We start from the raw sequence: 6,166 nt of genomic DNA on the forward strand, positions 1-6,166 counted from the left end.
GCCTTCGCGGGCCTGCGGATTGCCGAAGATCGTCATCATCAGCGTCGATTTGCCGGCGCCGTTGGCGCCGATCATCGTCACGATCTCACCCTCATGCACGTCGACATCGACGCCCTTCAGAGCGATGATCTTGCCGTAATAGGTCTTGACCCCGCGAACGGAGAGCAGAGGCGCGGCGTCCGTCATCACAATCCGACCTCTGCTTCCACTTTGGCGACTTCCTCGTCGTCGACGCCGAGATAGGCCGCGATCACGCGCGGATCGGCCTGCACCTCGGCCGGGGTGCCGTCGGAGATCTTGGTGCCATAGTCGAGCACCACGACGTGATCGGAAATCTGCATCACCACCGACATGTCATGCTCGATCAGCAGCAGGGCCGTGCCGATATCCTTGCGGATCGAGAGCAGAAGCGTGTTGAGATCGTGGCTCTCGCGCGGGTTCAAGCCCGCCGCGGGTTCGTCCAGGCAGAGCAGCACGGGGTCGGTGCACATGGCGCGCGCGATCTCGAGGCGGCGTTGATCGCCATAGGGCAGGTCGGCGGCCGGATCGTCGGCGCGATCGATCAGGTTGATCTTCTCCAGCCAGAACTTGGCCTTCTCGATCGCTTCCTTCTCGCGCGCCTTGTAGCCGCCGATGCCGAGCACGCCGAGGAAGGTGAAGCCCGACGCGATCATCAGCGGGTTGTGCTGCGCGATAAGCAGATTCTCCAGCACGGTCATGCCGCCGAACAGGCGAATGTTCTGGAAGGTGCGGGCGACCTTGGCCTTCCAGGAAATCCGGAAGTCGGGCATGCGCTCGAGCAGGAAGCTCGCGCCGCTGTCCTGGGTCAGCGTGATCATGCCTTCGGTCGGCTTGTAGAAGCCCGTGATGCAGTTGAAGACGGTGGTCTTGCCGGCTCCGTTGGGGCCGATCAGGGCGGTGATGTCGCCCTTGCGTGCCTCGAAGGAAAGATCGTTGACGGCGGTGAGGCCGCCGAAGCGCATCGTCAGATGTTCGACCTGAAGCAGAGGAGGGGTTGTCATCAGCCGTGGCCTTCCTGGACCATATCGGCCGAGATCGCCTTCTTCTCCTTGAGAAAGGCTGTCGGCTCGCGTGTCGATATCAGTCCGCGTGGCTTCCAGATCATGATTACGACCATGGCGAAGCCGAAGATCAGCATGCGGTATTTGGTCGGATCGAAATCGGGGCCGAAGATCTGCTTCAGCCAATCGAGTTCGCGCAGGAGTTCGGTGCCGCCGATCATCACGCTGGCCGCGATGGCGACGCCCCAGAGCGAGCCCATGCCGCCGAGCACGACGATGGCGAGAATGATCGCCGATTCCATGAAGACGAAAGACTCAGGCGAGATGAAGCCCTGGCGTGCAGCAAAGAATGAGCCAGCGAAGCCACCGAACATTGCACCGAGCGAAAAGGCCGTCAGCTTGGTGTTGGTGGTGTTGATGCCGAGCGAGCGGCAGGCGATCTCGTCCTCTCGTAGCGCCTCCCAGGCGCGTCCGACCGGCAGGCGACGCAGCCTCAGCGTGACGAACGCTGTGAGCAGGGCCAGTCCGAGGATGACGTAGTAGAGGAAGATGGTGCGATAGAGCGGCGAGAATTCGAGCCCGAACACTGCGGCAAAGCCATCATCGGCGGCCGTGAACGGGATGCCGAAGAAGGTGGGGCGCGGAATCCCGGAGATGCCGGCATAGCCGTTCGAAAACTCGACCCAATTGATCAGGATGAGGCGAATGATCTCGCCGAAGGCGAGGGTGACGATAGCGAGATAGTCGCCGCGCAACCTGAGGACGGGGAAGCCGAGCAGCATGCCCCAGAAGGCCGCGAGGATCCCGGACATCGGCAGCAGGATCCAGAAGGACAGGCCGAAATTCTTGGCGAGCAGCGCGTAGGAATAGGCGCCGACGGCGTAGAAGGCGACATATCCGAGATCGAGCAGGCCGGCGAGGCCGACAACGATGTTCAGCCCCCAGCCGAGCATGACGTAGATCAGGATCTGAACGCCAAAATTGTCGATCCACTTCAGCGCGCCGCCCCAGCCCGCCAGCGTGATGGCAATGATCGGGAAAGTGACGAGAAAGCCGAGCCCGGCCAGTGAGAACAGGCGCGAATGGCGCTGGAAGAAGCCGATCGTGCCATGTGGCAGCAGCCGCACCACCGATTTGCCTTCGCCGCGCTTCTGCTGGCGCAACGCCATCAGGAAGCGGCCGACGAAGATGATCGCAACAGCCCAGGCGACGGCGTCCCAACGTGGATCGAGGACGAGGACGTTGTCGAGGTTCTGGCGTGTGCCCCAGGCGATGATGGGGATGCACAGGCCGAAGGTGACGACGGCGGCGAAGGCGGCTTCCTTCAGCGCCTTCATCATGTCGAGTTGGCGTGCGGCCGGTAACTGTGTGACGGGAGCCATGCGTCAGACCTTCTCGACTTCGGGACGACCGAGGATCCCGGACGGCATGAAGACGAGCACCACCGCAAGGATGCAGAAGGCGGCGACGTCCTTGTAGTCGATGGTGAAATAGGCGGACCAGAACACTTCGATCAGGCCGATCAGCAATCCGCCGATCACGGCGCCGGGAAGGGAGCCGATGCCACCCAGAACCGCCGCGGTGAAGGCCTTCACGCCTGGCGTGAAGCCGTCGGCGAAATTCACGACGCCGTAGAGCACGAGGTACATCACACCGGCGACGGCGGCGAGCGCTGCGCCCATCACGAAGGTGATGGAGATGGTGCGGTCGACGTCGATGCCGAGCAGGCCGGCCATCTTGCKGTCCTGTTCGCAGGCGCGCTGGGCGCGACCCAGAGAGGTCTTCTGCACGATGAACCAGAAGGCGGCGAGCAGGATCGCGGTGGTGAGGATGATGACGATCTGCTTGTAGGAGATCTGGACCGTGTAGGTCGCGCTGTCGATCAGCGTGATCGACTTGTTCAGCATTGGCGGGATCGACTTGTTGCGCGGGCCCTGCACGACCTGGACGAAATTCGTCAGGAAGATCGACATGCCGATGGCCGAAATCAGTGGGGCCAGTCGGAAGGAACCGCGCAGCGGCCGGTAGGCGACACGCTCGATCGTCCAGTTCCACAGCGACGTGAAGAACATCGCCAGCACCAGCACGAAGATCAATGCCAGGACGATGAGGCCGGCGCCGAACCAGGAGGCGATCAGCATGAAGAAGATCAGCGCAATGAACGCGGAGAGCATGAAAACGTCGCCATGGGCGAAGTTCACCATGCCGATGATTCCGAAGACCATCGTGTAGCCGATGGCGATGAGGCCGTAGATCGACCCCAGGGTCAGCCCGTTGATGAGCTGCTGGAGGAATACTTCCATTGACGACGTCTAACCCCTCGAACCAGCTCCCGTTCTCTTCGCCGGCATGACGCCGACGCATGCGGGATGCGATTGCTATGCAGAGCTACCAATGGCTTGCGCCTGCGACAATCCACCCATGCCATATTTCTGTCAAAAGCAATCTCGGACCGCTTGCTCTCGAAACAGGCAGAATTCTGTGCAGTGCAGCGCCAATTTGGCGCAAGATGATTGTCTGTTGTGCGGTGCGGCATCCTCCTTCGTGCAAGTAAAACGGGTGTTGGCAGGGGCTGTCGGGTGCGATCGGTCACCTTGCAGCCGCGGGTCTGCGGGGCGCGATCGTCGGTGACGATCGTGCTGTCGTCGATCATCCGGGGCCAGCCCTCGATCGAAGGTATAATAACGTCCTGGCACTGCCGCCCTTGGCGGCATGGTCGTGCGTCGGGGGATGTGAGGGGCGCGCCCAGCCGCTTCGCCAGCTCGCGGCCGATGGTCAGTTTCCCGCAGCCCGGCCAACCATTGATATGGATGATCAGGTCGGGATCAGCCATGCCGCCCCTCAGAACCGGTTCGGGCTGAAATGGCCGAGATCAATCGCCGACGGGCGACCGGCGATCAGATCGGCGACGAGGCCGCCGGTCACCGCAGATTGCGTCATGCCGTAATGGCCGTGTCCGAAGGCGAGCACGACGCTTGGGTTGCGCGCTGCCTTGCCGATCACCGGTAGGGAATCCGGCAATGACGGCCGGAAACCCATCCAGAGACGGCCACTGCCGAAGGCAGGCAAGCCGTCGACGAGGTTGGCGGCCTTATCATAGAGCGCCCGCGTCCGCGCGGGATTGGGTGGTGCATCGAGGCCACCGAACTCGACCGCGCCGCCAATGCGCAAGCCGCTGTCGAGCGGGGTCATGACGAAGCCATGCCCTTCGAAACCGATGGGCCGGGATGTCAGCCCCGTGCTGCCGGGGAAGCTGACATTGTAGCCGCGCTCGGTCTCGAGCGGCACAGCGTTTCCGAGAGCGGCAGCGAGCGGCCTCGACCAGGCTCCTGCGGCGATCACGGCGCGGTCGACCACGCGCTGCCAGCCGTCGCGGCCGATCAGGGCAGGGCGCGCGGCCATTGAGAGGTTGATGACCTCGGCCTTCTCGAATTGGGCGCCGCGCGCCAGCGCCGCCTCGAAAAGGGCGAGCGACAGTTCGAGCGGGTCGCTGATATGGGCGGTCTCGGGGTGGAACGCTGCTCCGACGAAGCGGTCCTTCAGGGCGGGTTCGAATTGGCGAAGCACGTCAGGGCCGATCATCTCGACCTTGATGCCAAATTCGGCCTGCCGCTGCGCAATACGCCTAGCTTCCGCGAAGGCGGCGTTGTCGGTGAAGGCGTAGAGACCGCCATTGCGATGAATGTGGCGGCTGAGATGCGTGGTCTGGGCCAGTTTCAGCCAGGCCGGCAACGCCTGTTGCTGCAGGGCGCCGAGGCCCTGGATCGAGCGTTCATAGGCGGCTGGGCGCGCGGCCAGGATGAAGCGGACGAGCCAGGGCAGGAGCTTTGGCAGATAGACAGGGCGGATGGCGAGCGGTCCAAGCGGATCGGCCAGGAATCTCAGCACCTGCCGCAGGTTCTTCGGGCTCGCAATCGGCAGGATGTCCGTGTGTGCGATCCAGCCGGCATTGCCGCGTGAAGGGCCGAAGGCCGGCCCTTCCTTATCGATGATCAGAACCTCGTGACCGTCGTCAAGCAGGGCATGCGCAGTGGCGATGCCCACAATGCCTGCTCCGACGATCGCGATCTTCATGAAAGGCTGAGCTCCTTCAGGGCGCCCGGCTTCTTCACCTCGATCTCGATAAAGGCGATCGGATGGTCCGAGCCGTTCATCACGTCATGCTGGATGCCGGCCGGGCGCATATAGGCCTGGCCCTGAGCCAACGGAACGTCGGTGACATTCGTCCCGTCATGGATGCGCAGCGTGCCGTCGAACAGCATGATGACGAAATAGGGCCAGCCATGGCTGTGCCAGCCGGTCACGGCACCGGGCTCGAAGTCCCAACGGGTGATGCGGATCGTCTCGTCGTCCTGCTGGACGGTTGGAACGGCGGGTGTCGTGCAGGTAAAGGCCACGGTACCTCCCGGAGAATGGATCAGAGTTTCGGCAGGCTAGCCACTTGGCTTCCGCTGCCTTGACGACGGCCGCAAGGCAGGCGCGCTCCGCACCCTCCCGTGCGATACATGTGGCGATCACGCGAGTTGATCACCGCCGCCTCGACCAGCTTGATGTTCTGGCCGAGTCGCGCCGCGACGTCGAGCCGCGAATAGGTCCAGCGACGGATTGCTCCGGTCTCGGCCCTGCAACCAGATTTGGCGAGAGATCGTCGACGCCGATATGCGCCGCGAAGCGATCGGCGCGGGGCGATCTCGGCGAAGTCGAGCTCGTCAGTGGGGCGTGAGCCTGGTGGTCCGGAAGGCAGGGCGCTGATGCATTTCGTCATCGCAGAATGCTTCTTGCGTATGAGGACGTTTCGCTTGCAGATTGCATTGCGGCTGCGGCCGGCCCGTATCGGTCATGGTGATATATCAATGCTGGATGTCGCGTCAATCCTCGCCTTCCGTCCCGCGGGAGCGAAATGAGCATGCGCTCCAACGAAGAAACCCAGCTGCCTCCCGAGACGGATGTGCGTGTTCCGCCCGGCGCTGCGACGAGCCTCTCGGAGACCGCCTATCGCCGTCTCGAGGAGGCCATCGTGACGCTCTCCCTGAGGCCCGGCGCGGTGCTGACCGAAGCCCAGTTGATCGATCTCGTCGGGGTCGGGCGCACGCCGGTTCGCGAGGCCCTGATCCGCCTCGCACAGCAGGGGCTGGTCGACATCC

General features: G+C 63.3%; 6 protein-coding genes and 1 pseudogene. 1 reads left to right on the forward strand and 6 read right to left on the reverse strand.

What is annotated here, in order from left to right:
- From AC1DRP_RS34000 to AC1DRP_RS34025, 6 genes and pseudogenes are all read right to left on the reverse strand, one after another.
- A partial coding sequence (locus tag AC1DRP_RS34000; protein ID WP_476770836.1) for an ATP-binding cassette domain-containing protein occupies window positions 1-186 on the reverse strand: 186 nt, incomplete at its 3' end.
- 26 nt (window positions 187-212) lie between these two features.
- Window positions 213-1,022: pseudogene (locus tag AC1DRP_RS34005) on the reverse strand (ABC transporter ATP-binding protein); the annotation flags it as partial.
- Window positions 1,022-2,404 (reverse strand): high-affinity branched-chain amino acid ABC transporter permease LivM, encoded by a 1,383-nt coding sequence (gene livM / locus AC1DRP_RS34010; RefSeq protein ID WP_113514117.1) that lies wholly within the window; start codon window positions 2,402-2,404, stop codon window positions 1,022-1,024. The pseudogene AC1DRP_RS34005 and the gene livM, both read right to left, overlap by 1 nt.
- A 3-nt stretch (window positions 2,405-2,407) precedes the next feature.
- A complete protein-coding gene (locus AC1DRP_RS34015; RefSeq protein ID WP_476770837.1) occupies window positions 2,408-3,325 on the reverse strand; it encodes an ABC transporter permease subunit in 918 nt (305 codons plus the stop codon).
- Between the two features lie 538 nt (window positions 3,326-3,863).
- Window positions 3,864-5,096, reverse strand: coding sequence for an NAD(P)/FAD-dependent oxidoreductase (locus AC1DRP_RS34020; RefSeq protein ID WP_441506196.1), 1,233 nt, complete (start codon window positions 5,094-5,096; stop codon window positions 3,864-3,866).
- Window positions 5,093-5,419 carry a cupin domain-containing protein gene (locus AC1DRP_RS34025; RefSeq protein ID WP_441506195.1) on the reverse strand — a complete coding sequence of 109 codons (327 nt, stop codon included), beginning with the start codon at window positions 5,417-5,419 and terminating at the stop codon, window positions 5,093-5,095. Before AC1DRP_RS34025 ends, AC1DRP_RS34020 begins: the two co-directional genes overlap by 4 nt.
- Window positions 5,420-5,928: 509 nt before the next feature.
- Here AC1DRP_RS34025 and AC1DRP_RS34030 point away from each other — a divergent pair.
- Window positions 5,929-6,166 (forward strand): GntR family transcriptional regulator (locus AC1DRP_RS34030; RefSeq protein ID WP_476770838.1); only part of this gene is annotated, 238 nt, incomplete at its 3' end.

This window comes from Allobosea sp. 01N443, from assembly GCF_056399325.1.